Source organism: Streptomyces sp. TG1A-60 (genome assembly GCF_037201975.1).
In the GTDB taxonomy this organism is placed as follows: Bacteria; Actinomycetota; Actinomycetes; order Streptomycetales; family Streptomycetaceae; genus Streptomyces.
This window is the reverse complement of the sequence record NZ_CP147520.1, coordinates 3,191,409-3,215,184: the sequence shown is the minus strand read 5'-3', so window position 1 is coordinate 3,215,184 and position 23,776 is coordinate 3,191,409. Positions and strand designations below refer to the sequence as shown.

The window sequence follows — 23,776 nt, the reverse complement described above, 5'->3', positions numbered from 1 at the left end:
GTTCCGCCCCCGCTGCCCTCCGCTGGGGGCTCTGAGCCCCCAGCGCGGGTTTCGCCCCGAAGAGGCGCAAGTCAATTCCTGCGGAGCACATCCGCAGGACGGTTCCGCCAGGCTCTCCGGCTCGATCGCCGGAGGGAACCGGCAGACAATCAGGAGATAGACGTGATCCAGCAGGAGTCGCGACTGCGTGTCGCCGACAACACTGGTGCGAAGGAGATCCTTTGCATCCGTGTGCTCGGTGGCTCCGGTCGCCGCTACGCGGGCATCGGTGACGTCATCGTCGCCACCGTCAAGGACGCGATCCCCGGTGGCAACGTGAAGAAGGGTGACGTCGTCAAGGCGGTCATCGTTCGCACCGTCAAGGAGCGCCGCCGTCCGGACGGCTCGTACATCCGCTTCGACGAGAACGCCGCCGTCATTCTGAAGAACGACGGCGACCCCCGCGGCACCCGTATCTTCGGCCCGGTCGGCCGTGAGCTGCGCGAGAAGAAGTTCATGAAGATCATCTCGCTCGCGCCGGAGGTGCTGTAAGCATGAAGATCAAGAAGGGCGACCTGGTCCAGGTCATCACCGGTAAGGACAAGGGCAAGCAGGGCAAGGTCATCGCGGCCTTCCCCCGCGAGGACCGTGTCCTGGTCGAGGGTGTCAACCGGGTCAAGAAGCACACCAAGGCCGGCCCGACCACCAAGGGTTCGCAGGCCGGTGGCATCGTCACGACCGAGGCGCCGATCCACGTCTCCAACGTCCAGCTGGTCGTTGAGAAGGACGGCAAGAAGGTCGTCACGCGTGTCGGTTACCGCTTCGACGACGAGGGCAACAAGGTTCGCGTTGCCAAGCGGACGGGTGAGGACATCTGATGGCTACCACCACGACTCCGCGTCTCAAGACGAAGTACCGCGAGGAGATCGCGGGCAAGCTGCAGGAAGAGTTCTCCTACGAGAACGTCATGCAGACCCCGGGCCTCGTCAAGATCGTGGTCAACATGGGTGTGGGCGACGCCGCCCGCGACTCCAAGCTGATCGAAGGTGCCATCAAGGACCTCACCACGATCACCGGTCAGAAGCCGGCCGTCACCAAGGCCCGCAAGTCCATCGCGCAGTTCAAGCTGCGTGAGGGCCAGCCGATCGGTGCCCACGTCACGCTCCGTGGCGACCGCATGTGGGAGTTCCTGGACCGCACCCTGTCGCTCGCGCTCCCGCGCATCCGCGACTTCCGTGGTCTGTCCCCCAAGCAGTTCGACGGCCGTGGCAACTACACCTTCGGTCTCACCGAGCAGGTCATGTTCCACGAGATCGACCAGGACAAGATCGACCGCGTCCGGGGTATGGACATCACCGTGGTGACCACGGCGACCAACGACGCTGAGGGCCGTGCGCTCCTTCGTCACCTCGGCTTCCCCTTCAAGGAGGCGTGAGCGAGATGGCGAAGAAGGCTCTGATCGCTAAGGCTGCTCGCAAGCCTAAGTTCGCCGTGCGCGCGTACACCCGCTGCCAGCGGTGTGGCCGTCCGCACTCCGTTTACCGCAAGTTCGGCCTGTGCCGCGTGTGCCTCCGTGAGATGGCTCACCGTGGCGAGCTGCCGGGCGTGACCAAGAGCTCCTGGTAGTCCCTGCTTTAGGGGATTCCCGAAGCTCTCGGTAAGCACTGGGCGTGTCAGGCGCCCACCCGTCCATGGCTTAGGCTTGGGGGGTTGGGCGCCTGACGGTCGCCCGTACGCCCGCGGGCCGTGCCCGCAAATGTTTGCTTACTACGCCGTAGGTCCCCGCACCGCACCCGTCCCGCCACCGAGTGGGGAGAGGGATGGCGCATACAGGAAACCCCGGCGAGAGAGGCCGAAGGCCAATTCATGACCATGACTGATCCGATCGCAGACATGCTTACGCGTCTGCGGAACGCGAACTCGGCATACCACGACTCCGTGACGATGCCGGCATCGAAGATCAAGTCTCACATCGCGGAGATCCTCCAGCAGGAGGGCTTCATCACGGGCTGGAAGGTCGAGGACGCCGAGGTCGGCAAGAACCTCGTCCTGGAGCTGAAGTTCGGCCCCAACCGTGAGCGCTCCATCGCGGGCATCAAGCGGATCTCCAAGCCCGGTCTCCGGGTGTACGCGAAGTCCACCTCCCTGCCCAAGGTGCTGGGCGGCCTCGGCGTGGCGATCATCTCCACGTCCCACGGGCTCCTCACCGACAAGCAGGCCGGCAAGAAGGGCGTAGGCGGAGAAGTCCTCGCCTACGTCTGGTAGCGGAAGGGAACGGAGGAAACAGCTATGTCGCGCATTGGCAAGCTCCCCATCACGGTTCCCGCCGGCGTGGACGTCACCATCGACGGCCGTACGGTCTCGGTCAAGGGCCCCAAGGGCACGCTGACCCACACCGTCGCTTCGCCGATCGACATCGCCAAGGGTGAGGACGGCGTTCTCAACGTCACCCGCCCCAACGACGAGCGTCAGAACAAGGCCCTGCACGGCCTGTCCCGCACGCTGGTGGCGAACATGATCACCGGCGTGACCCAGGGTTACGTGAAGAAGCTCGAGATCAGCGGTGTCGGTTACCGAGTGCAGGCCAAGGGTTCGAACCTCGAGTTCGCGCTCGGCTACAGCCACCCGATCACCGTCGAGGCGCCCGAGGGCATCACCTTCAAGGTGGAGGCCCCGACCCGGTTCTCGGTCGAGGGCATCGACAAGCAGAAGGTCGGCGAGGTTGCGGCCAACATCCGCAAGCTGCGCAAGCCCGACCCGTACAAGGCCAAGGGCGTCAAGTACGAGGGCGAAGTCATCCGCCGCAAGGTCGGAAAGGCGGGTAAGTAAGCCATGGCATACGGCACGAAGATCGCTAAGGGCGACGCTTACAAGCGTGCTGCCATCAAGCGGCGCCACATCCGGATCCGTAAGAAGGTCAACGGTACGGCTGAGCGTCCCCGCCTGGTCGTGACCCGCTCGAACCGCCACATCGTGGCCCAGGTGATCGACGACCTCAAGGGGCACACCCTTGCGTCGGCGTCCACCCTGGACTCGTCGATCCGTGGTGGGTCGGAAGACAAGTCGGCCCAGGCCGGCAAGGTCGGCGCCCTGGTCGCCGAGCGTGCCAAGGCCGCCGGTGTCGAGTCCGTCGTGTTCGACCGTGGTGGTAACCGGTACGCGGGTCGCATCGCGGCCCTGGCCGACGCCGCCCGCGAGGCCGGGCTCAAGTTCTGAGCTCGCTGCGTAGCTAGCGGAAAGAGAGAGGTAAATCCAATGGCTGGACCCCAGCGCCGCGGTGGCGGTGCCGGTGGCGGCGAGCGGCGGGACCGGAAGGGCCGTGACGGCGGCGCAGCTGCCGCCGAGAAGACCGCGTACGTTGAGCGCGTCGTCGCGATCAACCGCGTCGCCAAGGTTGTGAAGGGTGGTCGTCGCTTCAGCTTCACCGCGCTGGTCGTGGTGGGCGATGGTGACGGCACCGTGGGTGTCGGTTACGGCAAGGCCAAGGAGGTGCCGGCCGCCATCGCCAAGGGTGTTGAGGAGGCCAAGAAGCACTTCTTCAAGGTCCCCCGTATCCAGGGCACCATCCCGCACCCGATCACGGGCGAGAAGGCCGCGGGCGTCGTCCTGCTCAAGCCTGCTTCCCCCGGTACCGGCGTTATCGCCGGTGGCCCGGTGCGTGCCGTGCTCGAGTGCGCCGGCGTGCACGACATCCTGTCGAAGTCGCTCGGCTCGTCCAACGCGATCAACATCGTGCACGCGACCGTGGCGGCCCTCAAGGGCCTGCAGCGTCCCGAGGAGATCGCGGCTCGCCGTGGTCTGCCCCTCGAGGACGTCGCTCCCGCGGCTCTGCTGCGTGCGCGTGCCGGGGCTGGTGCTGCGTAATGGCTCAGCTCAAGATCACGCAGACGAAGTCGTACATCGGCAGCAAGCAGAACCACCGTGACACCCTGCGCTCCCTTGGTCTCAAGGGCATCAACACGCAGGTCGTCAAGGAGGACCGCCCCGAGTTCCGCGGCATGGTGCACACCGTCCGCCACCTCGTGTCGGTCGAGGAGGTCGACTGATCATGGCGGAGAACAACCCGCTCAAGATCCACAACCTCCGTCCCGCCCCGGGCGCCAAGACCGCCAAGACCCGTGTGGGTCGTGGTGAGGCGTCGAAGGGTAAGACGGCTGGTCGTGGTACCAAGGGCACGAAGGCCCGCTACCAGGTTCCGGAGCGCTTCGAGGGTGGCCAGATGCCCCTCCACATGCGTCTCCCGAAGCTGAAGGGCTTCAAGAACCCCTTCAAGACGGAGTTCCAGGTGGTGAACCTGGACAAGCTCGCCGCCCTCTACCCCGAGGGTGGGGAGGTCACCGTTGCCGACCTGGTCGCCAAGGGTGCCGTCCGCAAGAACAGCCTCGTCAAGGTCCTCGGCCAGGGCGAGATCACCGTGGCGCTGCAGGTGACGGTCGACGCCGTCTCCGGCTCCGCCAAGGAGAAGATCACCGCCGCCGGCGGTACCGTCACCGAGCTCGTCTGAACACATCAGGTGCCTCGATGACTTGAGCGATCCCGACCGGGGATACCCCACAAATGGGGTATCCCCGGTTGGTCGTTCCAAGGGAAGCAGTCTCGCCGGTAAGGTGACCTGCGCTGCCCGTTTTCACAGGGTGCTCCTACCCGGGCACTCGGCGCGGCAGTTAAACGTTACGTAAGTCGTCCTCATCAGAATCTCAAAACCGTCACCCTTGACGCAGTAGCGCGGGGGTCGCAGGAGGCACCGTGCTCACCGCGTTCGCCCGGGCGTTCAAGACGCCCGACCTGCGCAAGAAGCTGCTCTTCACGCTCGGCATCATCGGGATCTACCGGATCGGTACCCATGTCCCGATCCCCGGAGTCGACTACACCGCCGTCCAGTTCTGTATCGACCAGGCCCAGACCAACCAGGGTCTCTTCGGTCTTGTGAACATGTTCAGTGGTGGCGCGCTGCTGCAGATCACGATCTTCGCGCTCGGCATCATGCCGTACATCACGGCGAGCATCATTCTGCAGCTGCTGACCGTGGTGATCCCGCGTCTGGAAGCCCTGAAGAAGGAGGGGCAGGCCGGAACAGCGAAGATCACACAGTACACGCGTTATCTCACGGTGGCCCTGGCCGTCCTGCAGGGCACCGGCCTCGTCGCCACCGCCCGCAGCGGCACGCTGTTCAGCGGCTGCCAGCTGTCCGGCTCGATCGTGCCCGACCGCTCGATCTACACCACCATGGTCATGGTCATCACCATGACCGCCGGTACGGCCCTCGTCATGTGGCTCGGTGAGCTCATCACCGACCGCGGCATCGGCAACGGCATGTCGATCCTGATGTTCATCTCGATCGCCGCCACCTTCCCGGCCGCGCTGTGGGCCATCAAGGAGCAGGGCGACCTGGCGGGCGGCTGGATCGAGTTCGGCACCGTGTGCGCCGTCGGCCTCGTCATGATCGGCCTGGTGGTCTTCGTCGAGCAGGCCCAGCGCCGTATCCCGGTCCAGTACGCGAAGCGCATGATCGGCCGCCGGTCCTACGGCGGCACGTCGACCTACATCCCGCTGAAGGTCAACCAGGCGGGCATCATCCCTGTGATCTTCGCCTCGTCGCTGCTCTACATCCCGGCACTGATCGTGCAGTTCTCGAATTCCACGGCGGGCTGGGCGAGTTGGGTCACAGACAACCTGGCCGACACGGCCGCCCCGGCGCACGTCGTGATCTACTTCTTCCTGATTGTCTTCTTCGCCTTCTTCTACGTGGCCATCTCGTTCAACCCCGAGGAAGTCGCGGACAACATGAAGAAGTATGGTGGCTTCATCCCGGGCATCCGGGCTGGCCGACCGACCGCCGAGTACCTGAGCTACGTACTCAACCGGATCACCTGGCCGGGTTCGCTGTACTTGGGTCTGATCGCTCTGGTTCCAACGATGGCGTTGGCCGGCTTCGGGGCGAACGCGAACTTCCCGTTCGGCGGTACCAGCATCCTGATCATCGTGGGTGTGGGTCTGGAGACCGTGAAGCAGATCGAGAGCCAGCTCCAGCAGCGCAATTACGAAGGGTTCCTCCGCTGATGCGAATCGTCCTCGTCGGGCCGCCGGGCGCGGGTAAGGGAACACAGGCCGCGTTCCTCGCCAGCAACCTGTCGATCCCGCACATCTCCACGGGCGACCTGTTCCGGGCCAACATCAGCAAGCAGACGGAGCTCGGCAAACTCGCGAAGTCCTACATGGACAGGGGCGAGCTGGTGCCGGACGAGGTCACCATCGCGATGGCCAAGGACCGCATGGAGCAGCCGGACGCCGAGCACGGCTTCCTGCTCGACGGCTTCCCGCGCAACGTCTCGCAGGCCGAGTCGCTGGACGTGACGCTTCAGGACGAGTCCATGAACCTGGACGCGGTGCTGGACCTGGAGGTCCCCGAGGAAGAGGTCGTCAAGCGGATCGCCGGCCGGCGCATCTGCCGGAACGACTCCTCCCACGTCTTCCACGTCACGTACAAGAAGCCGAAGCAGGAGGGCGTCTGCGACGCCTGCGGCGGCGAGCTGTACCAGCGTGACGACGACTCCGAGGAGACCGTCCGCAAGCGTCTGGAGGTCTACCACACCCAGACCGAGCCGATCATCGACTACTACAAGGCCCAGGGCCTCGTGGTGACGATCTCGGCGCTCGGCCCGGTGGAGGAAGTCACCCAGCGCGCCATGGAGGCGCTCAAGCGCGAGGACGACGACAAGTAGCAGGTCGTCAGTGGTACGTCGGCCGCGGTGCCCGTGAGGGGCACCGCGGCCGTACTGTTGTGCAGGCAACCCCCAGAGTTCACAGTCACGGAAGACGGAGAGCGCAGGCCCCCATGGTGCAGATCAAGAGCCCCGAGCAGATCGCCACGATGCGCGAGGCGGGGCTGGTCGTCGCCGCCATCCACGCGGCCACCCGGAAGGCCGCCGTGCCGGGCGCCTCCACGAAGGACCTCGACGAGGTGGCCCGCAAGGTGCTCGCGGAGCACGGGGCCAAGTCGAACTTCCTCGGGTACGGCGGGTTCCCGGCGACCATCTGCACCTCGGTCAACGAGGTCGTGGTCCACGGCATCCCCAGCGACGAGGTCGTCCTGAAGGACGGCGACATCATCTCCGTCGACTGCGGCGCGATCATCGACGGCTGGCACGGCGACGCGGCCTACACCGCGTTCGTGGGCTCCGGTCATGCTCCGGAGCTCATCGAGCTGTCCCGGGTGACCGAGGAGTCCATGTGGGCCGGGATCGCCGCGATGAAGCAGGGCAACCGCCTCGTGGACGTCTCGCGGGCCATCGAGACGTACATCCGCCGGCAGCCGAAGCCGGGCGGCGGGAAGTACGGGATCGTCGAAGACTACGGCGGGCACGGGATCGGCACGGAGATGCACATGGACCCGCATCTGCTGAACTACGTCGAGCGGCGGCGGGGGAAGGGGCCGAAGCTGGTGCCGGGGTTCTGTCTGGCGATCGAGCCCATGGTGTCCCTGGGAACGCCGAAGACCGAGGTGCTGGCGGACGACTGGACCGTGGTGACGACGGACGGCACGTGGTCGTCGCACTGGGAGCACTCGGTGGCGCTGACCGAGGCGGGGCCGTTGGTGCTGACCGCGCCCGACGGGGGCAAGGCGAAGCTGGCCGAGTTCGGGATCACCGCGGCTCCCGATCCGGTGGGCTGAGTTCCCGTTGCCGGCTGCGGGTCAGTTCGTGGTCGTTCGCGCCCGCGCGGCCGAGCCGTACACCGGCACAGCCGCCGCACGTCCTCGGAAGCGCGTAACGATCTCCCTTGTTGGGCATCCTTACCCGAATTCGTGTTTCTGGAGCCCCTGACGTAGACTGACTCGTCGGCTCTGGTGTTTCCGTATGTCTTCATTCGGTCACAGGGAGTCGATCAAGGTAGTCGATTCGAAGGGCGAAGCGTGGCCAAGAAGCAAGGTGCCATCGAGATCGAGGGCACTGTCGTCGAGTCTCTGCCGAACGCCATGTTCAAGGTCGAGCTCCAGAACGGCCACCAGGTCCTGGCACACATCAGCGGCAAGATGCGTATGCACTACATCCGTATCCTCCCTGACGACCGGGTCGTGGTGGAGCTGTCTCCGTACGACCTGACGCGTGGCCGGATCGTCTACCGCTACAAGTAGATCTTGTCCCCGCACTCCGTGCCCCGGTCTCCCGGGACGCGGGCGGTGGCACTGACCCGGAGAACCTCACCCCATGAAGGTCAAGCCGAGCGTCAAGAAGATCTGCGACAAGTGCAGGGTGATCCGCCGTCACGGTCGGGTCATGGTCATCTGCGAGAACCCGCGCCACAAGCAGCGCCAGGGCTGACGCACGACCGATCCCTCTGCCGGATTCGCAGAGATTCGCGCGACGCAAGCTGAATATGTTCATACGCGGAATCCAGGCGCTCCGGTGCCTGACACCCCCGGCTCGGAGGCCGGGGACCCGGTTCGTACCTCGTACGGCGGCCGGGAGCCGATTCCGTGGAAGACCTCCGAAGATCACCAGGAGCCATTGAATGGCACGCGTTTCCGGTGTTGACATCCCGCGCGACAAGCGCGTGGAGGTCGCCCTGACCTACGTGTTCGGCATCGGCCGGACCCTCTCACAGGAGACGCTGGTTGCGACCGGCGTCAACCCGAACACCCGCGTCCGCGACCTCTCCGAGGAGCAGCTCGTCGCGATCCGCGAGTACGTGGACAACAACATCAAGACCGAGGGTGACCTCCGTCGCGAGGTCCAGGCCGACATCCGCCGCAAGGTGGAGATCGGCTGCTACCAGGGTCTCCGTCACCGTCGTGGTCTGCCTGTCCGCGGTCAGCGCACCAGCACGAACGCTCGTACCCGCAAGGGCCCGCGTCGCGCCATCGCCGGTAAGAAGAAGCCGGGCAAGAAGTAGTCCTCAGCGGACGCTCACCAGCGGTCTTCGCTGTAGGACCGACCACCTCCCGTAGGAGTTATAGATGCCCCCCAAGGGTCGTCAGGGCGCTGCCAAGAAGGTGCGCCGCAAGGAAAAGAAGAACGTCGCTCACGGCCACGCGCACATCAAGAGCACGTTCAACAACACCATCGTCTCGATCACGGACCCCTCGGGCAACGTGATCTCCTGGGCCTCCGCCGGCCACGTCGGCTTCAAGGGCTCCCGGAAGTCCACGCCGTTCGCCGCGCAGATGGCCGCCGAGTCGGCCGCCCGTCGCGCGCAGGAGCACGGCATGCGCAAGGTCGACGTGTTCGTCAAGGGCCCGGGCTCGGGTCGTGAGACCGCCATCCGTTCGCTCCAGGCGACCGGTCTTGAGGTGGGCTCCATCCAGGACGTCACGCCCACCCCGCACAACGGCTGCCGTCCGCCCAAGCGCCGCCGCGTCTGATCGCACCGGCTCAGGGCGGCTCGGCTTCCGGCTGGGGGTGTGGGGGTCGTCCCCCACGATGTCGCAGTACGGCTGCCGTCCGCCCAAGCGCCGCCGCGTCTGATCTTCGACGGGTCTCTGACGCAGGCCGCTTGGTCTGAGGTTTTCGGGCGGTATGGCTCTTCGGGGCCATACCGCCCGTACCCTTGTAACACCTCAGGGCGTCAAATAGCGGGCGCCCCTGACAGAAGGATCGCAACATGCTGATCGCTCAGCGTCCCTCGTTGACCGAAGAGGTCGTCGACGAGTTCCGCTCCCGGTTCGTGATCGAGCCGCTGGAGCCGGGCTTCGGCTACACCCTCGGCAACTCCCTCCGTCGTACGCTCCTCTCCTCGATCCCCGGTGCGGCGGTCACGTCCCTCCGTATCGACGGTGTCCTGCACGAGTTCACCACCGTGCCGGGCGTCAAGGAGGACGTCACCGACCTGATCCTCAACATCAAGCAGCTGGTCGTCTCCTCGGAGCACGACGAGCCGGTCGTGATGTACCTGCGCAAGCAGGGCCCGGGTCTGGTCACCGCCGCCGACATCGCGCCCCCGGCCGGTGTCGAGGTGCACAACCCCGACCTCGTCCTCGCCACGCTCAACGGCAAGGGCAAGCTGGAGATGGAGCTCACGGTCGAGCGTGGCCGCGGTTACGTCTCCGCCGTGCAGAACAAGCAGGTGGGCCAGGAGATCGGCCGTATCCCGGTCGACTCCATCTACTCGCCGGTCCTGAAGGTCACGTACAAGGTCGAGGCGACGCGTGTCGAGCAGCGCACCGACTTCGACAAGCTGATCGTCGACGTCGAGACCAAGCAGGCCATGCGTCCGCGTGACGCCATGGCGTCGGCCGGCAAGACCCTGGTCGAGCTGTTCGGTCTGGCCCGTGAGCTCAACATCGACGCCGAGGGCATCGACATGGGTCCGTCCCCGACGGACGCCGCGCTCGCCGCCGATCTGGCGCTGCCGATCGAGGAGCTGGAGCTCACCGTCCGGTCGTACAACTGCCTCAAGCGCGAGGGCATCCACAGCGTGGGTGAGCTCGTGGCCCGCTCCGAGGCCGACCTCCTGGACATCCGCAACTTCGGTGCGAAGTCCATCGACGAGGTCAAGGCGAAGCTGGCCGGCATGGGCCTGGCCCTGAAGGACAGCCCGCCCGGATTCGACCCGACCGCCGCGGCGGACGCCTTCGGCGCGGACGACGACGGGGATGCCGGGTTCGTCGAGACCGAGCAGTACTGATCGGTTCCACCTCCGGGGTTCGCGTCAGCGGACCCCGGATCTCCGACGGGCGACCGCCCGCTCGGATACTGACCCCGGTACCTGATACGGCCGGGGCAGACACCTAGGAGAAACACCATGCCGAAGCCTGCCAAGGGTGCCCGTCTGGGCGGCAGTGCCGCGCACGAGAAGCTGCTGCTCGCGAACCTCGCGAAGAGCCTCTTCGAGCACGGCCGCATCACCACCACCGAGGCGAAGGCCCGCCGTCTGCGGCCGTACGCCGAGCGTCTGGTCACCAAGGCGAAGAAGGGCGACCTTCACAACCGCCGTCAGGTGCTCACGGTCATCACGGACAAGAGCGTCGTGCACACGCTCTTCACCGAGATCGGCCCGCGGTACGAGAACCGTCCGGGTGGCTACACCCGCATCACCAAGATCGGTAACCGCCGTGGCGACAACGCGCCCATGGCCGTCATCGAGCTGGTCGAGGCGCTGACGGTCGCGCAGGAGGCCACGGGTGAGGCCGAGGCCGCCACCAAGCGTGCCGCCAAGGACGCCGACGCCGCGGTGGAGACCAAGGCCGAGGAGACCAAGGTCGACACCACCAAGGCTGACGACGCCGCCGAGGCTCCGGCCGAGGCCGCCGAGGAGTCGAAGGACGCGTAAGCGTTCTGCCGCGGACGGTTCGTGGACGGCCGCGGCGTCGTCGTGGTTGTTCGCGCGGTTCCCCGCGCCCCTGAAGGGGCGCGCTTGAGCGGGCCCGTTCCTCTGAGGAGCGGGCCCGCTCTTCCGTACCTGAGAGGATCCAGGAGTGAGTGACGAAGTACAGCCCGGGTTCGTGCGGGTGCGGTTGGATCTCTCGTACGACGGGAGCGGCTTCTCCGGGTGGGCCAAGCAGGCCGGTGGCAGGCGGACCGTGCAGGGGGAGATCGAGGACGCGCTGCGGACCGTGACGCGGGCCGGGGAGACGTACGAGCTGACCGTGGCCGGGCGGACCGACGCGGGTGTCCACGCGCGCGGGCAGGTGGCCCATGTGGATCTACCGGTGGCGCTGTGGGAGGAGCATCGCGAGAAGCTGCTCAAGCGGCTCGCCGGGCGCCTGTCGCGGGACGTGCGGGTCTGGTCCGTCGCGGAGGCCCCGGAGGGCTTCAACGCCCGGTTCTCGGCCGTCTGGCGGCGGTACGCGTACCGCGTCACCGACAACCCCGGGGGCGTCGATCCCCTGCTGCGCGGCCATGTGCTCTGGCACGACTGGCCGCTGGAGGTGGACGCCATGAACGAGGCGGCGCGGCGGCTGCTGGGCGAGCACGACTTCGCGGCCTACTGCAAGCGGCGGGAGGGGGCGACGACCATCCGTACGCTCCAGGAGCTCAGCCTGGTGCGGGGGGACGACGGGGTCATCACGGCGACCGTGCGGGCCGACGCGTTCTGCCACAACATGGTGCGGTCGCTGATCGGGGCGCTGCTGTTCGTCGGGGACGGGCACCGGGGGGCCGAGTGGCCCGGGAAGGTGCTGGCCGCCGGCGTGCGGGACTCCGCCGTGCATGTCGTACGGCCGCACGGGCTGACCCTGGAGGAGGTCGGATACCCGGCGGACGGGCTGCTGGCCGCGCGGAACAAGGAGGCGCGGAACCGGCGGAGCCTGCCGGGGGTTCCCGGGGGCGGCTGCTGCTGACCCCGACAGGCTCTAAGGGGTCCTTGCGCTATGAGCGCCCGGGTCGAGCGGTCTGGCACCGCACCTCGCCACGTTGCCGGAGAGTCCTGGTGGCTCTCCCCCACGCTCGGCTTCGCTCGCGCGGGAGGGCCTCCATCGAGGGCTCTCCGGCGCCTTGCGACGCACGGCTCCAGACCACGCGACCTCAGGCGCTCATAGTGCGAGGACCCTAAGGCCGCCGCTACTGCTCGTTGGCGGCGGCGGACGCCTGGGCCTCGCCGCGGCGGCGGATCTGGCGGAAGGTGAACTCGCTGAGGTCGTCGCCGGCGGCGAAGACGGACTCGTCCTTCTCCGTGACGTCCTTGCCGTCGGTGAAGCCGGCGAGGGTGAAGTAGGTGTAGCGGCCGTAGGAGTTGGCGGTCGTACGGCAGAACGTCGTACGGCAGAAGGCGGGGACCCCGTCGCCGGAGAGCGAGGTGATGGTGCTCTTCTTGTCCCAGCCGTCCTTGACCTTGGTCGCCTTGGCCTCGGTGTCGAAGAGGGCGACGCCGACCGTGACCGCGATCTTGCCCCGGTAGTACGTGACGCGCATCATGCGGGTGCAGTCGTTGCCGGTCAGAAGCTTGTCCAGGGCGCCCTGGCCGACCGAGGCGCAGTCGGTCGTGGAGGCGGTGGGGCCCTTGCGGTAGACGTTCTCACCCATCGTCAGCTGCGAGCCGGGGAAGAGGATGTCCGGGCTGATCGGCGCCTTGTCCTTGCCCGAGCTGGAGATGAAGTCCTTCGGGTCCAGCGGTGGCGGGGCCGTGGTCGGCGCGAACGACGGGTCCGTTTTGGGGCTCGCGCTCGGGATGTCCGCCGTGGCCGGGAGATCGCCGGGCTGCTGCGCCGTGGTGTCGCCGCCGTCGGTGTTCACGACGGCGACGGCCACGGCGACGCCTATCCCGACCGTGGCGAGGGCGCCGCCGACGATCATCAGGAGTCGGCGGCGCTTGTGACGTGATGCGGACTGCTCGGCCAGTGCCGCCCAGTCCGGGGTCTGGTTGTTGCCGGAACCCCACTGATCGTCCCAAGGATTACGGGAACCCCCGGGGCTCCACTGGGACCCCCCCTGCCCAAAGCTCATGCTCCGCATTTTAGACGGGCCGAGGGGCCCACCGGTCAGTCCATACGGTGACTTGAGCCTCTAGCGTGACCTGCGGGCCCCGGGCAAATGCGGCAACGAGGGTCGGGCCGAGCGAAAACGCGGACGGGCCCGGCGAGGGCCGAGACCGGCGGCGGCGGACCCGTTTTGACCCGTCCGGGCCTGCCCGGCTAAGCTGCGTGTTCGTTATGTGTATTGGCTTGCTCATTCTCACGTGAGGGGCCCTTACACCGGTCCACCGGGCCGATGACCAGCGAGCCAGCACGCGGTATGCGTCACCGCGGTGCGGCAAGGGCTGTCGTGATCGTCTTCGGTGACCTGTCAGGAACCTCACTGAAGAAGCGAAGGCTACGAACCGTGCGTACGTACAGCCCCAAGCCCGGCGACATCACTCGCCAGTGGCACGTCATCGACGCCCAGGACATCGTCCTGGGTCGTCTGGCGACCACCGCTGCCACCCTTCTGCGCGGCAAGCACAAGCCGATCTACGCCCCCCACGTCGACGCTGGTGACTTCGTCATCATCATCAACGCGGACAAGGTCCACCTGTCCGGCAACAAGCGGACCCAGAAGATGGCCTACCGCCACTCCGGCTACCCGGGTGGTCTGCGCTCCGTCCGTTACGACGAGCTGCTGGAGAAGAACCCGGAGAAGGCCGTCGAGAAGGCCGTCAAGGGCATGCTCCCCAAGAACTCCCTGGGCCGTCAGATGCTCTCCAAGCTGAAGGTCTACTCGGGCGACCAGCACCCGCACGCTGCCCAGCAGCCGGTGCCGTTCGAGATCACCCAGGTCGCGCAGTAAGTCCGGCCACACCCCCAAGCTCGAAGAAAGAATCTGAGGAGAATCGTGGCCGAGACCACCGTTGAGCAGCCGGTCGAAGAGACCGAGCTTGTCGACATCGACAGCTACACCACGGAGTCGGACGTCCCCGTCGAGGGCGAGTACACCTCCGAGTCCACGGCCTCCCGCTTCGGCGACCCGCAGCCGGCCGCCGGCCTGGGCCGCCGCAAGAACGCCATCGCCCGCGTCCGGATCGTCCCGGGCTCCGGCAAGTGGAAGATCAACGGTCGCACCCTTGAGGACTACTTCCCCAACAAGGTGCACCAGCAGGAGGTCAACGAGCCCTTCAAGGTGCTCGAGCTGGAAGGCCGTTACGACGTCGTCGCCCGCATCGCGGGTGGCGGTGTCTCCGGTCAGGCCGGTGCGCTCCGTCTCGGTGTCGCCCGCGCGCTGAACGAGGCCGACGTCGACAACAACCGCGGCGCCCTCAAGAAGGCCGGCTTCCTCAAGCGCGACGACCGTGCGGTCGAGCGCAAGAAGGCCGGTCTGAAGAAGGCCCGTAAGGCTCCGCAGTACAGCAAGCGCTAAATCCGCGCTCGCGCCGTATCGCGCGTATCGCCCCGGTGGCACGTACCCGTGCCGCCGGGGCGGTTTGCGTAGCAGGGTTGATGGTTCATCGCAGGCTTACCAGCAGACTGTCGGTACAACCCCGAAAGGGGGAGGACAGTCCCAGGGGATGTACTTGGTCCGTGCAGTGCCGGGACACTCGGGGACATCCGGTGAGGGACGCCCGGTACGGGACCACCTGGTACGAGCCGCATATTCTCAGCAATTCGGAGGACACCACAGTGGGACGACTCTTCGGCACGGACGGCGTGCGCGGTGTCGCCAACGCGGATCTGACGGCCGAGCTCGCGCTCGGACTCTCCGTCGCCGCGGCACACGTACTCGCCGAGGCGGGCACGTTCGAGGGCCACAAGCCGGTGGCGGTGGTCGGGCGGGATCCGCGAGCGTCCGGGGAGTTCCTGGAGGCGGCCGTCGTGGCCGGCCTCGCCAGCGCGGGCGTCGACGTGCTGCGCGTCGGCGTGCTGCCCACGCCCGCGGTGGCTTTCCTCACCGGCGAGCTGGGCGCCGACCTCGGCGTGATGCTCTCCGCCAGCCACAACGCCATGCCCGACAACGGCATCAAGTTCTTCGCCCGGGGCGGCCACAAGCTCGCCGACGAGCTGGAGGACAGGATCGAGGGCGTGTACGAGGAGCACCGGACCGGGGCCCCCTGGGACCGGCCCACGGGTGCGGGTGTCGGGCGGGTCCGGTCGTACGACGACGGCTGCGAGCGGTACGTCGAGCATCTGCTCTCCGTCCTTCCGTACCGGCTCGACGGGCTCAAGGTCGTCCTGGACGAGGCGCACGGCGCCGCCGCCGGGGCCTCGCCGGAGGCGTTCACGCGGGCCGGCGCCGAGATCGTCACCATCGGGGCCGAGCCGGACGGGCTCAACATCAACGACGGGTGCGGGTCCACACACCTCGGCAGACTGCGCGCCGCCGTCGTCGAGCACGGGGCGCACCTCGGCATCGCGCACGACGGGGACGCGGACCGGTGCCTCGCCGTGGACCACGAGGGCGACGAGGTCGACGGGGACCAGATCCTCGCGGTGCTCGCGCTGGACATGCGGGAGCGGGGGGTGCTGCGGTCGGACACCGTCGTCGCCACCGTGATGTCCAACCTCGGCTTCAAGCTGGCGCTGGAGCGGGAGGGGCTGCGGCTGGTGCAGACCGCGGTCGGGGACCGGTATGTGCTGGAGGAGATGAAGGAGCACGGATACGCGCTCGGGGGCGAGCAGTCCGGGCACGTGATCATCTCCGACCACGCGACGACCGGGGACGGCACGCTGACCGGGCTGCTGCTCGCCGCTCGGGTCGCGCGGACCGGTCGTACGCTCAGGGAGCTGGCCGGGGTGATGGAGCGGCTGCCGCAGGTGCTCGTCAACGTGCCCGATGTGGACCGGACGCGGGTGGGGACGTCGGCGGAGCTGGCGACGGCCGTGGCCGAGGCCGAGCGGGAACTCGGCTCCACGGGGCGGGTGCTGTTGCGGCCTTCGGGGACCGAGCCGTTGGTCCGGGTGATGGTCGAGGCGGCGGACATCGAGCAGGCGCGGTCGGTGGCCGGGCGGCTGGCGGACGTGGTGAAGTCCGCGCTCGGTTAGCAGATCGGGCCGTTCCGGGCGCGGGGGCGGCGAGTCGTGTCTCCGCGGGCCGCGGATTCGTCGTGGCTGCTCGCGCCCGCGCGGCGGAGCCGCATGCCGGTGCCGCCCGTGCCCCTGCGGGGGCGCCGCTGTGAGGCAGACCCCCTCGCGCCGGGCGCGTCACAGCTTGCGGAGGCTGAGGCGCTGCACCTTGTGGTCCTGGCCCTTGCGGATGATGAGGGTGGCGCGGCCCCGGGTGGGGGCGATGTTCTCGATCAGGTTGGGCTTGTTGATGGTGCGCCACAGGGTGCGGGCGTAGGCGAGGGCGTCGTCCTCGGAGACCTGGGTGTACTTGCGGAAGTAGGAGGACGGGTTCTGGAAGGCGGTCTCGCGGAGCTTGCGGAAGCGGCTGAGGTACCACCGCTCGATGTCGTCCGCGCTCGCGTCGACGTACACGCTGAAGTCGAAGTAGTCGGCGAGCCCGACGCGGGTGCGGCCGTCCTTGCCGGGGAGGGCGGGCTGGAGGACGTTCAGGCCCTCGACGATGAGGATGTGGGGGCGGCGGACCGTGAGCCGCTGGTCGGGGACGATGTCGTAGATGAGGTGGGAGTAGACCGGGGCCGTCACCTCGTCCTTGCCGGCCTTGATGTCGGCGACGAAACGGGTCAGGGCCCGGCGGTCGTACGACTCGGGGAAACCCTTCCGTGAGACCAGGCCGCGCTCCTGGAGGTCCTTCATGGGGAGCAGGAAGCCGTCGGTGGTGACCAGCTCCACGCGCGGGTGCTCGGGCCAGCGGGCGAGGAGGGCCTGGAGGAGGCGGGCGACGGTGGACTTGCCGACGGCCACGGAGCCGGCGACGCCTATGACGAACGGGGTGCCGGACTGGGAGCCCTGTTCGCCCAGGAAGGTGTTCAGGGCGCCGCGCAGGCCGTCGGTGGCGCCGACGTAGAGGTTGAGGAGGCGGGAGAGCGGCAGATAGATGTCCCGTACCTCGTCGAGGTCGATGACATCGCCCAGACCGCGCAGCTTCTCGACCTCCTCGGCGTTCAGCGGCAGCGGCGTCTTTTCGCGCAGCGCGCTCCACTCGGCACGGGTGAGGTCGACGTAGGGAGTCGCCTCCGGCCTGGGCCGGTGGGCGCTCCGCGGCAACGAGGAGACCGGTGAGATCACAGTCCATTGTTAACGGAGTCCGAACGGGGTGGCGGGGCGGGGTCCGTCACGCGGGGCCAAGGCCCGGCCGGGGAGACGTCTCTCACTGTGCGTGAGCTGTGGTGGAGGTATGGACCTCCGGTGGGGAACGGCACTAGCGTCCCCGCAGTCGGGAGGGAGCCGCCTCACGGCTGACCAGGGGGCATTGGGGGGCTTCGGATGGCTTTCGCCATGGGTGTGCGGTTACGGGACGCCGTTCGACGTGGATCTGCGCGCGCTGACGCGGACCTCGCCGGACGGGTGTGCAGCGAGCTGGCGTCCGATCTGCCGGAGGAGGATCTGGGCGAGTATCTCCACGATGCACTTGACATGTACAGGATGGGAAGTAAGCCGCGGTGCGAGGAGGTCGAGTATCTGGGGATGGTGCGGGAGGCGATCGAGCGGATCGAGGAGGGGGGAGGGAAGGCCGACCGCGTGTGGTGAGAGGGGGAACGAGCGCGTGCGTGGGTGTGTGGGTCAGTTTCTGATGTCCCGCCAGGCGGCCGGAATCGCCTCCGCCACGTCATGTGCCCCGGCCGGGGCTCCGTCCGCCGCGTACCGGCCCGCCAGCCCATGGACGTACGCCGCCACGCTTGCCGCGTCCAGCGGTGACAGGCCGGCGGCCAGGAGGGAGCCGGCCAGGCCCGAGAGGACGTCGCCGCTGCCCGCGGTGGCCAGCCAGGGGGTGCCCGTGGGGTTGACGCGGACCGGGGTGTCGGGGGTCGGGGTGGCGATGAGGGTGGTGGAGCCCTTGAGCAGGACGGTCGCGTTGTAGGCGTGGGCCAGGCCGTGTGCGGCCCTGAGGCGGGATGCCTCCACCTCCTCGCGGGAGACGCCCAGGAGGGCCGCCGCCTCGCCCGCGTGCGGGGTCAGGAGGGTGGGGGCCGCTCGGGTGCGGACCGTCTCGCGGTCGGCCAGGCGGAGGCCGTCGGCGTCCAGGAGGACGGGGACGTCGCTGGAGAGGGCCTCGGCGACGGGGGTCGGGTCGTCGCCCGCTCCGGGGCCCGCGACCCAGGCCTGGACCCTGCCCGCCTTCTTCGGGCCCTTGTCCGAGACCAGGGTCTCCGGGAAGCGTGCGAGGACCGCGTCGGCGGCGGGACCCACGTAGCGGACGGCGCCCGCTCCGCCGCGTAGGGCGCCCGCGACCGCGAGGACCGCCGCGCCCGGGTAGCGGACCGAGCCGGCGGCGACGCCCACGACTCCCCGGCGGTACTTGTCGCTCTCCGGGGACGGGCGGGGGAGGAGGGCGGCCACGTCGGCGTGCTGGAGGGACTCCAGGGCGGGGATGGCCGGGAGGGTGGCCGCCAGGCCGATGTCGACCAGGCGGACCGAGCCGGCGTACGCGCGGGCCGGGTCGATGAGCAGGCCCGGTTTGTGCGTGCCGAAGGTGACGGTCAGGTCGGCGCGGACGGCCGCGCCGTGCACCTCGCCGGTGTCCGGTTCGATGCCGCTCGGGAGGTCCACGGCGATGACCGTGGCGGGGGAGGCCGCCACCAGGTCGGCGAGGTGGGCGGCTTCCGGGCGCAGGCCGCCCTTGCCGCCGATGCCGACGATGCCGTCGAGGACGAGGTCGGCCCGGGAGAGGGCGGCGGCCGTGGTGCGGGGGGTGGCGGTGGTGCCGCCCGCGCGGAGGAGGGACTGCAGGGCCTCGGGGTGCGTGCGGTCGGGAGCGAGGAGGACGGCTGTCACTCCCGCGCCGCGTCCGGCCAGGCGGGCGCCGGCGTAGAGGGTGTCGCCGCCGTTGTCGCCGCTGCCGGTGAGCAGGACGACGCGGCTGCCGTAGACCCGGCCCAGGGTGGTCGCGCAGGCTGCGGCGAGGCCCGCGGCGGCGCGTTGCATCAGGGCGCCGTCGGGGAGCCGGGCCATGAGGGTGCGTTCGGCTGAGCGGACGGTTTCTACGCGGTGGGCTGAGCGCATGGGGACGAGTCTGCCTTGTCGAAGGGGCCGGATGCACCTGGACCCGGGGTGCCGGGTGCCCTCCGCCGCCGCTGGAGGAGGGGTGGTTCTGCTCACCGGCGCCCGCCCGGTGCCGCCGCGCCCACCCTCCCCCACGCTCGACTTCGCTCGACCGGGAGAGGCTCCCGTCGGTCCCAGTGGCACGGCTTGCCCGCCGCTCTGCAAGACCACGCCTGTGCCGCGCTCCTCACCCCTCAGCCCTCGGCCACCACCACCGCCGAAGCCACCCCCGCGTCATGGCTCAGGGAGATGTGCCAGGACCTGACGCCCAGTTCGGCGGCGCGGGCGGCGACCGTGCCGCTCACCCGGAGGCGGGGCCGGCCGGAGGGTTCGACGTAGACCTCGGCGTCGGTCCAGTGGAGGCCGCCGGGGGCGCCGAGGGCCTTGGCGAGGGCCTCCTTCGCGGCGAAGCGGGCCGCCAGGGAGGCGATGCCCCGGCGTTCGCCGCTGGGGAGGAGGAGTTCGCTCGGGAGGAAGAGGCGTTGGGCCAGGCTGGGGGTGCGCTCCAGTGAGGCGCGGAAGCGGTCGATCTCTGCGACGTCGATGCCGACTCCGATGATGGGCATGTTCCGCACCCTACGGTGCCGACAACCGCCGCTCACCCCACCGCCGTAGACCCCCGACGGCCACCCCTCACTCCACCGTCACCGACTTCGCCAGGTTCCGCGGCTGGTCCACCTCGTTCCCCCGGGCCGTCGCCAGTTCGCAGGCGAAGACCTGGAGGGGGACCGTGGCGACGAGGGGCTGGAGGAGGGGGGAGTGGCGGGGACACGGATCAGGTGGTCGGCGTACGGGACGACCGCCTCGTCGCCCTCCTCGGCGATGACGATCGTGCGGGCACCCCGCGCGCGGATCTCCTGGATGTTGGAGACGATCTTGTCGTGGAGGAGGGAGCGGCCCGCGGGGGACGGGACCACGACGACCACCGGCAGGTCCTCCTCGATCAGGGCGATCGGGCCGTGCTTCAGCTCGCCCGCCGCGAAGCCCTCCGCGTGCATGTAGGCGAGTTCCTTGAGCTTGAGGGCGCCCTCCAGGGCCACCGGATAGCCCACGTGGCGGCCCAGGAACAGCACCGTGTTCTTGGCGGCGAGGGTGCGCGCCAACTCCCGTACCGGCTCCATCGTTTCGAGGACCCGCCCGACCTCGCGGGAGATGCGGGAGAGGTCGCGGATCACCGCCTGGATCTCGTCGCCCCGCTGGGTGCCGCGTACCTGGCCGAGATACAGGGCGACGAGGTAGCAGGCGACCAGCTGGGTCAGGAAGGCCTTCGTGGAGGCGACCGCCACCTCCGGGCCCGCGTGGGTGTACAGGACCGCGTCCGACTCGCGGGGGATCGTCGAGCCGTTGGTGTTGCAGATCGCCAGCACTTTCGCCCCCTGCTCGCGGGCGTGCCGCAGCGCCATCAGCGTGTCCATGGTCTCGCCGGACTGGGAGACGGCGATGACCAGTGTGCGCCCGTCGAGGATCGGGTCCCGGTAGCGGAACTCGCTCGCCAGCTCCACCTCGCAGGGGATGCGGGTCCAGTGCTCGACGGCGTACTTGGCGATGAGGCCCGCGTGGAAGGCCGTACCGCAGGCGACGATGACCACCTTGTCCAGCCCGCGCAGCTCCGAGGCGCTGATCCGGACCTCGTCCAGGGCCAGCGAGCCCGCCGCGTCGATACGGCCCAGCAGCGTGTCCGCGACCGCCTTGGGCTGCTCGGCGATCTCCTTGAGCATGAAGTAGTCGTAGCCGCCCTTCTCCGCGGCCGACGCGTCCCAGTCGACGTGGTAGGAGCGGACGTCGGCGGGGCGGCCGTCGAAGGTCGTCACCGCGACGCCGTCGCGGCGCAGTTCGACCACCTGGTCCTGGCCCAGCTCGATCGCCGACCGGGTGTGCGCGATGAACGCGGCGACGTCCGAGGCGAGGAAGGCCTCGCCCTCTCCGACGCCGACCACGAGGGGCGAGTCGCGCCGGGCGCCCACGACCACGTCCGGCACGTCCGCGTGCACAGCGACCAGTGTGAACGCGCCCGCCAGGCGGCGGCACACCAGTCGCATCGCCTCCGCGAGGTCGTCGCACGACGAGAACTCCTCGGCGAGCAGGTGCGCGACCACCTCGGTGTCCGTCTCGGAGACCAGGTCGTGCCCGCGCCCGGCGAGTTCGGCGCGCAGGGCGGCGAAGTTCTCGATGATGCCGTTGTGGACGACGGCCACCCGGCCCGCGTTGTCGAGGTGCGGGTGGGCGTTGGTGTCCGTCGGGCCGCCGTGGGTGGCCCAGCGGGTGTGGCCGATGCCGGACGAGCCGGTCGGCAACGGGCGGCCGAACAGCTCCTTCTCCAGATTGACCAGCTTTCCGGCCTTCTTGGCGGCGGCCAGGCCCCCGTCGGCAGGCACCGCGACGCCCGCGGAGTCGTACCCCCGGTACTCCAGCCGCTTCAGCCCGGCCAGGACCACGTCGAGCGCGGACTGCGAGCCCACATATCCCACGATTCCGCACATACCAACCCCTGTGTCGTCCCGTTCGCGACCTGCCGTGTGCAGTCTGTGACTGTACGTGACGGTGCGGGATGTGACTGTACGTGACGGAGTGGCGTCCGGTGTGGAACCGGTGGGCCCTCGGATCGGGTGACTTTCCCGCGCGCATATCGGGTGACCGTACGCGCGGCGCACCCGCGCGCGCGGGGACGGCGCGTATCGCTGGTCGCATGACGAGCGGACGAATGACGTTCCGGGCTGTCGCCCTGGTCCTCGCTCTGGTGACGGTCCTCCCCGTGCGGTTGGCGCACGCGCGTGCGCTGTCAGGGGTTCTGATGGAAGGAGGACCGGGTTTTCGTGTGGGGGAAGCGGCCGGGCAGGCGAAACCGGTCCGGGGCGGGGGTGCTGCCGGATGCGGGCCGCTCGTCCGTCGTGGCCGGCCGCGCCCACGCGCGCATCGGCACAGCCCCGCGCGCCCGAAGGGGCGCGGGAGGGGTGTGCGTGGGCTCTGAGACACTGGGGCTGACATGAGTGAGACAGCACCTCTGCGGAGCGCGCCCCTGCGGGCCCGTGCCGAGATCGATCTGGACGCCCTGCGGGCCAATGTGCGGACGTTGCGTGCGCTGGCGCCCGGCGCTGAGCTGATGGCCGTGGTCAAGTCGGACGCGTACGGCCATGGGGCGGTGCGGTGTGCCGAGGCGGCGGTCGAGGCGGGGGCCGCCTGGCTGGGGACGGCCACACCGGAGGAGGCGCTGGCGTTGCGGGCGGCGGGGCTGTCGGGGCGGCTCATGTGCTGGCTGTGGGCCCCCGGCGGGCCCTGGCGCGAGGCCGTCGAGGCCGAACTGGACGTCTCCGTCAGCGGGATGTGGGCGCTGCGGGAGGTCACCGTCGCCGCCCGTGACGTGGGCCTGCGTGCGCGCGTGCAGCTCAAGGCCGACACCGGGCTCGGGCGCAACGGCTGTCAGCCGGACGACTGGCCGGAGCTCGTCACCGAGGCGCTGCGGGCGGAGTCCGAGGGGCTCCTCACCGTCACCGGCCTCTGGTCGCACCTCGCGTGCGCCGACGAGCCGGGCCACCCCTCCGTCGAGGCCCAGCTCACCCGATTCCGCGACATGGTGACGTACGCCGAGAAACAGGGCGTCCACCCGGAGGTGCGGCACATCGCCAACTCGCCCGCCACGCTCACCCGACCGGACGCGCACTTCGATCTCGTACGCACGGGCATCGCGGTCTACGGCATCTCGCCCAGCCCCGAGCTGGGCAGTTCCGCCGACCTCGGGCTGCGGCCGGTGATGCGGCTGAGCGCCTCGCTCGCGCTGGTCAAGCATGTGTCCGGCGGCCACGGCGTCAGCTACGGCCACCACTACGTCACCTCCGGCGCCACGACCCTCGGCCTGGTGCCCGTCGGCTACGCGGACGGCATCCCCCGGCACGCCTCCGGCACCGGGCCCGTGCTGGTCGGCGGCAAGTGGCGGACGGTCGCGGGCCGGGTCGCCATGGACCAGTTCGTCGTCGACCTCGGCGGGGACGAACCCGCCGCCGGGGACGAGGTGGTGCTGTTCGGGCCGGGCGACGGGGGCGAGCCGACCGCCGAGGACTGGGCGAAGGCGGCCGGGACCATCGCGTACGAGATCGTGACGCGCATCGGAACCCGTGTTCCACGCGTCTACGTCGACACGGGTGAGTGAATGAGCGGGTTCGGCCCGCACGGGTGTGATCCGGGATACGTGAGCACGCGTGCATGAGTGGTCAGTGCCTGAACACGAGTAAGTGAAGGACGGACGGGACCGGTGACTCCGTACGGTTGTGCGGAGCGGTAGCGGGAACGGACGCC

The 23,776-nt window shown here is 69.0% G+C and carries 29 protein-coding genes and 1 pseudogene; 25 read left to right on the top strand and 5 right to left on the bottom strand.

The genetic code is table 11. From position 1 onward, the window contains the following. Positions 1-162: 162 nt before the first annotated feature. The 20 genes from rplN (at position 163) to truA (ending at position 12,256) form a co-directional block, all read left to right on the top strand. A complete protein-coding gene (gene rplN, locus WBG99_RS13380; protein WP_003998823.1) occupies positions 163-531 on the top strand; it encodes a 50S ribosomal protein L14 in 369 nt (122 codons plus the stop codon). Between the two features lie 2 nt (positions 532-533). Next, a complete protein-coding gene (gene rplX / locus WBG99_RS13375; RefSeq protein ID WP_338896541.1) occupies positions 534-857 on the top strand; it encodes a 50S ribosomal protein L24 in 324 nt (107 codons plus the stop codon). After that, the gene (rplE, locus tag WBG99_RS13370; RefSeq protein ID WP_338896540.1) at positions 857-1,414 is read left to right on the top strand and encodes a 50S ribosomal protein L5; all 558 of its coding nucleotides are present in this window, start codon (positions 857-859) and stop codon (positions 1,412-1,414) included. The genes rplX and rplE overlap by 1 nt, the downstream gene beginning before the upstream one ends. A 5-nt stretch (positions 1,415-1,419) precedes the next feature. Beyond that, positions 1,420-1,605 carry a type Z 30S ribosomal protein S14 gene (locus WBG99_RS13365; RefSeq protein ID WP_004571834.1) on the top strand — a complete coding sequence of 62 codons (186 nt, stop codon included), beginning with the start codon at positions 1,420-1,422 and terminating at the stop codon, positions 1,603-1,605. Between the two features lie 240 nt (positions 1,606-1,845). Further along, positions 1,846-2,244, top strand: a complete 399-nt coding sequence (gene rpsH / locus WBG99_RS13360) for a 30S ribosomal protein S8 (RefSeq protein WP_013001411.1) — start codon at positions 1,846-1,848, stop codon at positions 2,242-2,244. 24 nt (positions 2,245-2,268) lie between these two features. After that, complete coding sequence (rplF, locus tag WBG99_RS13355) at positions 2,269-2,808, top strand: 50S ribosomal protein L6 (protein WP_338896539.1); 540 nt, start codon at positions 2,269-2,271, stop codon at positions 2,806-2,808. Positions 2,809-2,811: 3 nt separating this feature from the next. Continuing rightward, the gene (rplR, locus tag WBG99_RS13350) at positions 2,812-3,195 is read left to right on the top strand and encodes a 50S ribosomal protein L18 (protein WP_338896538.1); all 384 of its coding nucleotides are present in this window, start codon (positions 2,812-2,814) and stop codon (positions 3,193-3,195) included. A 39-nt stretch (positions 3,196-3,234) separates the two neighbouring features. Further along, positions 3,235-3,843, top strand: a complete 609-nt coding sequence (gene rpsE / locus WBG99_RS13345; RefSeq protein ID WP_007384078.1) for a 30S ribosomal protein S5 — start codon at positions 3,235-3,237, stop codon at positions 3,841-3,843. Then, positions 3,843-4,025 (top strand): 50S ribosomal protein L30, encoded by a 183-nt coding sequence (gene rpmD / locus WBG99_RS13340; RefSeq protein ID WP_045559458.1) that lies wholly within the window; start codon positions 3,843-3,845, stop codon positions 4,023-4,025. Before rpsE ends, rpmD begins: the two co-directional genes overlap by 1 nt. A 2-nt stretch (positions 4,026-4,027) precedes the next feature. Next, positions 4,028-4,483: a 50S ribosomal protein L15 gene (gene rplO, locus WBG99_RS13335; RefSeq protein WP_016645167.1), complete on the top strand. Its 456-nt coding sequence runs from the start codon at positions 4,028-4,030 to the stop codon at positions 4,481-4,483. Positions 4,484-4,725: 242 nt separating this feature from the next. Beyond that, positions 4,726-6,039, top strand: a complete 1,314-nt coding sequence (gene secY, locus WBG99_RS13330; protein ID WP_338896537.1) for a preprotein translocase subunit SecY — start codon at positions 4,726-4,728, stop codon at positions 6,037-6,039. After that, positions 6,039-6,701: an adenylate kinase gene (locus WBG99_RS13325; RefSeq protein ID WP_338896536.1), complete on the top strand. Its 663-nt coding sequence runs from the start codon at positions 6,039-6,041 to the stop codon at positions 6,699-6,701. The genes secY and WBG99_RS13325 overlap by 1 nt, the downstream gene beginning before the upstream one ends. A gap of 113 nt (positions 6,702-6,814) precedes the next feature. Continuing rightward, positions 6,815-7,651, top strand: a complete 837-nt coding sequence (map, locus tag WBG99_RS13320; protein WP_338896535.1) for a type I methionyl aminopeptidase — start codon at positions 6,815-6,817, stop codon at positions 7,649-7,651. 240 nt (positions 7,652-7,891) lie between these two features. Next, positions 7,892-8,113 carry a translation initiation factor IF-1 gene (gene infA / locus WBG99_RS13315; protein WP_003948620.1) on the top strand — a complete coding sequence of 74 codons (222 nt, stop codon included), beginning with the start codon at positions 7,892-7,894 and terminating at the stop codon, positions 8,111-8,113. Positions 8,114-8,186: 73 nt separating this feature from the next. After that, positions 8,187-8,300, top strand: coding sequence for a 50S ribosomal protein L36 (rpmJ, locus tag WBG99_RS13310; protein ID WP_003998809.1), 114 nt, complete (start codon positions 8,187-8,189; stop codon positions 8,298-8,300). A 190-nt stretch (positions 8,301-8,490) separates the two neighbouring features. After that, positions 8,491-8,871: a 30S ribosomal protein S13 gene (gene rpsM, locus WBG99_RS13305; RefSeq protein ID WP_338896534.1), complete on the top strand. Its 381-nt coding sequence runs from the start codon at positions 8,491-8,493 to the stop codon at positions 8,869-8,871. 64 nt (positions 8,872-8,935) lie between these two features. Then, positions 8,936-9,340: a 30S ribosomal protein S11 gene (gene rpsK / locus WBG99_RS13300; protein WP_003956432.1), complete on the top strand. Its 405-nt coding sequence runs from the start codon at positions 8,936-8,938 to the stop codon at positions 9,338-9,340. A gap of 239 nt (positions 9,341-9,579) precedes the next feature. Then, complete coding sequence (locus tag WBG99_RS13295) at positions 9,580-10,602, top strand: DNA-directed RNA polymerase subunit alpha (protein ID WP_338896533.1); 1,023 nt, start codon at positions 9,580-9,582, stop codon at positions 10,600-10,602. Positions 10,603-10,719: 117 nt separating this feature from the next. Next, entirely contained in the window at positions 10,720-11,247 is a 528-nt protein-coding gene (gene rplQ, locus WBG99_RS13290; protein WP_338896532.1) for a 50S ribosomal protein L17, read from the top strand. Positions 11,248-11,392: 145 nt separating this feature from the next. Further along, entirely contained in the window at positions 11,393-12,256 is an 864-nt protein-coding gene (gene truA, locus WBG99_RS13285) for a tRNA pseudouridine(38-40) synthase TruA (protein WP_338896531.1), read from the top strand. A 220-nt stretch (positions 12,257-12,476) separates the two neighbouring features. On the opposite strand, the gene WBG99_RS13280 is transcribed toward truA, so the two are convergent. Further along, on the bottom strand, positions 12,477-13,358 hold the full coding sequence (locus WBG99_RS13280; protein WP_338896530.1) for a hypothetical protein: 882 nt from the start codon (positions 13,356-13,358) through the stop codon (positions 12,477-12,479). Between the two features lie 375 nt (positions 13,359-13,733). Between WBG99_RS13280 and rplM the strand changes: the two genes are divergently transcribed. From rplM to glmM, 3 genes are all read left to right on the top strand, one after another. After that, positions 13,734-14,177 (top strand): 50S ribosomal protein L13, encoded by a 444-nt coding sequence (gene rplM / locus WBG99_RS13275; RefSeq protein ID WP_338896529.1) that lies wholly within the window; start codon positions 13,734-13,736, stop codon positions 14,175-14,177. Positions 14,178-14,222: 45 nt separating this feature from the next. Beyond that, positions 14,223-14,744, top strand: coding sequence for a 30S ribosomal protein S9 (rpsI, locus tag WBG99_RS13270; protein ID WP_338896528.1), 522 nt, complete (start codon positions 14,223-14,225; stop codon positions 14,742-14,744). Positions 14,745-15,004: 260 nt separating this feature from the next. Then, positions 15,005-16,363: a phosphoglucosamine mutase gene (gene glmM / locus WBG99_RS13265; RefSeq protein WP_338896527.1), complete on the top strand. Its 1,359-nt coding sequence runs from the start codon at positions 15,005-15,007 to the stop codon at positions 16,361-16,363. A 159-nt stretch (positions 16,364-16,522) separates the two neighbouring features. On the opposite strand, the gene coaA is transcribed toward glmM, so the two are convergent. Beyond that, positions 16,523-17,512 (bottom strand): type I pantothenate kinase, encoded by a 990-nt coding sequence (gene coaA / locus WBG99_RS13260; RefSeq protein ID WP_338896526.1) that lies wholly within the window; start codon positions 17,510-17,512, stop codon positions 16,523-16,525. Between the two features lie 198 nt (positions 17,513-17,710). Between coaA and WBG99_RS13255 the strand changes: the two genes are divergently transcribed. Continuing rightward, on the top strand, positions 17,711-17,974 hold the full coding sequence (locus WBG99_RS13255; RefSeq protein WP_338896525.1) for a hypothetical protein: 264 nt from the start codon (positions 17,711-17,713) through the stop codon (positions 17,972-17,974). Positions 17,975-18,007: 33 nt separating this feature from the next. Here WBG99_RS13255 and WBG99_RS13250 read toward each other — a convergent pair whose 3' ends face one another. The 3 genes and pseudogenes from WBG99_RS13250 to glmS form a co-directional block, all read right to left on the bottom strand. Beyond that, complete coding sequence (locus WBG99_RS13250; RefSeq protein WP_338896524.1) at positions 18,008-19,447, bottom strand: NAD(P)H-hydrate dehydratase; 1,440 nt, start codon at positions 19,445-19,447, stop codon at positions 18,008-18,010. Between the two features lie 233 nt (positions 19,448-19,680). Next, positions 19,681-20,052 (bottom strand): holo-ACP synthase, encoded by a 372-nt coding sequence (locus tag WBG99_RS13245; protein ID WP_338896523.1) that lies wholly within the window; start codon positions 20,050-20,052, stop codon positions 19,681-19,683. A gap of 67 nt (positions 20,053-20,119) precedes the next feature. Further along, positions 20,120-21,966, bottom strand: a pseudogene (gene glmS, locus WBG99_RS13240) (glutamine--fructose-6-phosphate transaminase (isomerizing)). Between the two features lie 503 nt (positions 21,967-22,469). On the opposite strand from glmS, the gene alr reads away from it, so the two are divergent. Then, positions 22,470-23,630: an alanine racemase gene (alr, locus tag WBG99_RS13235; protein WP_338896522.1), complete on the top strand. Its 1,161-nt coding sequence runs from the start codon at positions 22,470-22,472 to the stop codon at positions 23,628-23,630. The last annotated feature ends 146 nt before the right edge of the window (positions 23,631-23,776 follow it).

What these genes read in the sequence shown, in the direction of transcription:
- rplX (WP_338896541.1), top strand. Translation starts at nt 534, where the DNA reads ATGAAGATCAAGAAGGGCGACCTGGTCCAGGTCATCACCGGTAAGGAC.
- rplE (WP_338896540.1), top strand. Translation starts at nt 857, where the DNA reads ATGGCTACCACCACGACTCCGCGTCTCAAGACGAAGTACCGCGAGGAG.
- WBG99_RS13365 (WP_004571834.1), top strand. Translation starts at nt 1,420, where the DNA reads ATGGCGAAGAAGGCTCTGATCGCTAAGGCTGCTCGCAAGCCTAAGTTC.
- rpsH (WP_013001411.1), top strand. Translation starts at nt 1,846, where the DNA reads ATGACCATGACTGATCCGATCGCAGACATGCTTACGCGTCTGCGGAAC.
- rplF (WP_338896539.1), top strand. Translation starts at nt 2,269, where the DNA reads ATGTCGCGCATTGGCAAGCTCCCCATCACGGTTCCCGCCGGCGTGGAC.
- rplR (WP_338896538.1), top strand. Translation starts at nt 2,812, where the DNA reads ATGGCATACGGCACGAAGATCGCTAAGGGCGACGCTTACAAGCGTGCT.
- rpsE (WP_007384078.1), top strand. Translation starts at nt 3,235, where the DNA reads ATGGCTGGACCCCAGCGCCGCGGTGGCGGTGCCGGTGGCGGCGAGCGG.
- rpmD (WP_045559458.1), top strand. Translation starts at nt 3,843, where the DNA reads ATGGCTCAGCTCAAGATCACGCAGACGAAGTCGTACATCGGCAGCAAG.
- rplO (WP_016645167.1), top strand. Translation starts at nt 4,028, where the DNA reads ATGGCGGAGAACAACCCGCTCAAGATCCACAACCTCCGTCCCGCCCCG.
- WBG99_RS13325 (WP_338896536.1), top strand. Translation starts at nt 6,039, where the DNA reads ATGCGAATCGTCCTCGTCGGGCCGCCGGGCGCGGGTAAGGGAACACAG.
- map (WP_338896535.1), top strand. Translation starts at nt 6,815, where the DNA reads ATGGTGCAGATCAAGAGCCCCGAGCAGATCGCCACGATGCGCGAGGCG.
- rpmJ (WP_003998809.1), top strand. Translation starts at nt 8,187, where the DNA reads ATGAAGGTCAAGCCGAGCGTCAAGAAGATCTGCGACAAGTGCAGGGTG.
- rpsM (WP_338896534.1), top strand. Translation starts at nt 8,491, where the DNA reads ATGGCACGCGTTTCCGGTGTTGACATCCCGCGCGACAAGCGCGTGGAG.
- rpsK (WP_003956432.1), top strand. Translation starts at nt 8,936, where the DNA reads ATGCCCCCCAAGGGTCGTCAGGGCGCTGCCAAGAAGGTGCGCCGCAAG.
- WBG99_RS13295 (WP_338896533.1), top strand. Translation starts at nt 9,580, where the DNA reads ATGCTGATCGCTCAGCGTCCCTCGTTGACCGAAGAGGTCGTCGACGAG.
- rplQ (WP_338896532.1), top strand. Translation starts at nt 10,720, where the DNA reads ATGCCGAAGCCTGCCAAGGGTGCCCGTCTGGGCGGCAGTGCCGCGCAC.
- WBG99_RS13280 (WP_338896530.1), bottom strand. Translation starts at nt 13,358, where the DNA reads ATGAGCTTTGGGCAGGGGGGGTCCCAGTGGAGCCCCGGGGGTTCCCGT.
- WBG99_RS13255 (WP_338896525.1), top strand. Translation starts at nt 17,711, where the DNA reads ATGGCTTTCGCCATGGGTGTGCGGTTACGGGACGCCGTTCGACGTGGA.
- WBG99_RS13250 (WP_338896524.1), bottom strand. Translation starts at nt 19,447, where the DNA reads ATGCGCTCAGCCCACCGCGTAGAAACCGTCCGCTCAGCCGAACGCACC.
- WBG99_RS13245 (WP_338896523.1), bottom strand. Translation starts at nt 20,052, where the DNA reads ATGCCCATCATCGGAGTCGGCATCGACGTCGCAGAGATCGACCGCTTC.
- alr (WP_338896522.1), top strand. Translation starts at nt 22,470, where the DNA reads ATGAGTGAGACAGCACCTCTGCGGAGCGCGCCCCTGCGGGCCCGTGCC.